The organism is Streptomyces sp. NPDC001933, assembly GCF_042890955.1.
Taxonomy (GTDB): Bacteria; Actinomycetota; Actinomycetes; order Streptomycetales; family Streptomycetaceae; genus Streptomyces.
On record NZ_JBIASS010000107.1, the window covers coordinates 1 to 2,535 of the forward strand.

Below are 2,535 nucleotides of genomic sequence, written 5' to 3' on the forward strand. Positions count from 1 at the left end.
AACCGAGATCCTCTGCCGTGCTGCCGCTGCCCGTGGTCAGAGCTGGGGGCATTCCTCCGTACGCAACTGGGGAGAAAAGTCCGTACGCCGACAGGAAGGGTCACAAGCAAGCAGTGCTTTCTCTCGCACGCCGCCGGGCCAACGTTCTCTGGGCCATGCTCCGCGACGGAGCGTGCTACCAACCCGCACCATCAGTCACGCTGGCGGCTTGACATCTCTATTGGGAAGTTCTTTAACCCTTTCGGCGTTCAGGGACTGAACTGGATTCAGAGTTTCAGTGGCCCGAAGGTGCCGTCTCGGAACGTGAAGACGGTCGGCTCGGTGTCGAACTCCTCCCGGAAGTACCCGCTGTAGCCAGGTTCTTCGACGTGGGGTGCGAGCAGGTCCAGGACGGTGTAGAGGTCACCCATCATGTCGTCGAGCCAGAGGTTGCGGCTGAACAGTCCCCACGCGTGGAGCTCACCACCGGGCGTGAAGCCTCGGGACTGGCGTCGCAGGGACACGAAATCGCCTCCTGGCAGGCGACTGTCCGGATCCGGGGAGAGCAGTGGATACGAGTGCTCCTCCGCGTCGAGTTCTGCTGGACGCTCGGGGGCCAGGCCGAGGTGCCATTGCAGGGCTGCCAGGACCGTGTCGGGCGTGTCATCCCGGAGGAAGCACGTGAAGACGACTTCGTAGTGGAGGCTCACGGGAGTGCATTCTGCCCGGCGCCACTGACAGACCCAGATCATGGCCTCACGGCCGGGCTTGATCACGTTCGATCAGGGTGCCCGGGCGTCTGACGGTCTTGCCCACGTTGTAGCGGGTGGCGGGCTGCTTGTTCTTCGAGCCGGGCGGGCGACCGGGCCTGGCCGCGATGGTTTCGGCGCACGGGCCGGGCAGTGCAGGGTCGGGCGGAGGTTCCTGAACCCCCGGCGGACCAGGGCGGGTGTGAGCCGGCCGGGCTCGGCCGGCTTCTCCCAGGGGCGGCGGAGGTCAGCGGCCAGCGGCCGGGCGAGGCGGAGTTGGGTGTGGGCCGCGATGACCAGCCAGGTCCACCGGTCCGCCGCCTCCGGGGTGCGGAGCTTCGGGCGGGTCCAGCCCAGCGTCTACTTGATCATCCGGAAGGTGTGCTCCAGGTCGAATCTGCGCAGGAACGCCTGCCAGCGCAGGTCGACGGCCTCGTCCGCCAGGCCGGTTGCCGACGACCGCAGCCAGACGGGGAGGGGATCGTGGCCGCCGGGCAGGCGGTCGACCTCCAGGCGGATCAACGTCCCTTCGATGACGGGGAGTTCGCCGGTGTGGTCGATCCACGCGGAGCGGGTGGTCAGCCGAGGATGGATGCGGTCCCAGGCCATCGCGCGAGCGGTGCCGTAACGGTCGGTGACCTGCACGGTCTCGGCATCAGGCTCGCCCCAGGTGTCAGGCTTGGCGAAGCGGAACTCCTTGCCGTGCTTCGGCGGGCGCCCGCCCTTCGGCGGAGAGATCCAGGGGGCCGGGACGGGCTTGCGCATCACTCGGTCCGTGCGCATCCGCCCCAACACCTCCACCGGCAGTCCTTCCAGCAGATAGGCCATGAGTGGAGCGTCGTAGCCGGCGTCGAATACGACCATGATGCCGCGGTCACCCGCCTGCCAACGGCGCATGTCGATGAGGTCCTCAACCACCCGGCGGACCTGGGCAGCGGTGACCTCGGCGACGTCGTCCGCCGGCCCCAGCCGCAGCGCGTCCAGGATCTGGCACCACGAGGTCCGGCCCGGCTCCAGCGCGGCGACGAACGAGTAGGGCCAGCCGGGCACGAACTGGTCCGAGGACCGGCCGCTGCGGCCGTAGACGTGGCAGAACAAGCGGTCCCGGCTAGTCGGTGCGTCCGGCCGGACCAGTGGGTGACGTCCACCGCCAGGACCAGGCGGCCGTCGGCGGCCTCGGGCTGCGGCAGCCCGGCCAGCACCCGCCGCAGCCGCGGCACATCCACGTCCCCGCTGTTCAGCGCGTCGTACATCGCACCGTGCCCGCGCCAGTGCTCGGCCGTCAGCGTGAGGTCCACCGGCGTGGTCACCGGCCCGTCCGCGCACAGCAACGCGTCGGTCAGCTCGAACAGCGTGTCCCCGCGCACGGGCAGGCAGTCGAAGAAGTCGTCCCGGAAGTGTGACGCCGCCGCGAACGCTTCCCGCCGGACATCGTGATGCAGCAGACTCATTCCCCCACGGTCTTCGCGCTGGTCAAGTGCCACTTTGTCGGAGCACAGGATCAGCCGGAGGCCGTGTTCACGTCCCCGGAATCCCCGTACGAGCGATCACGTTCGGGGCATCGTTCGAGGTCAGACCATAAAGAACTTCCCAATAGAGATGTCAAGCCGCCAGCGTGACTGATGGTGCGGGTTGGTAGCACGCTCCGTCGCGGAGCATGACCCAGAGAACGTTGGCCCGGCGGCGTGCGAGAGAAAGCACTGCTTGCTTGTGACCCTTCCCCTCGTCGCGCTTGCGTTGGTAGTACGTCCGCGACGCGGCGCATGTCCTGAGGCTGGCCATGGAGGAGAGGTAGAAGGCCCGCAGC

Annotated in this window: 1 protein-coding gene and 1 pseudogene; both read right to left on the reverse strand. The window is 68.1% G+C overall.

What is annotated here, in order from left to right; translation table 11 throughout:
* Positions 1-266 precede the first annotated feature (266 nt).
* Positions 267-689, reverse strand: a complete 423-nt coding sequence (locus ACFYY7_RS45565) for a hypothetical protein (RefSeq protein ID WP_385142063.1) — start codon at positions 687-689, stop codon at positions 267-269.
* 46 nt (positions 690-735) lie between these two features.
* Positions 736-2,179: pseudogene (locus ACFYY7_RS45570) on the reverse strand (NF041680 family putative transposase).
* Between the last annotated feature and the right edge of the window lie 356 nt (positions 2,180-2,535).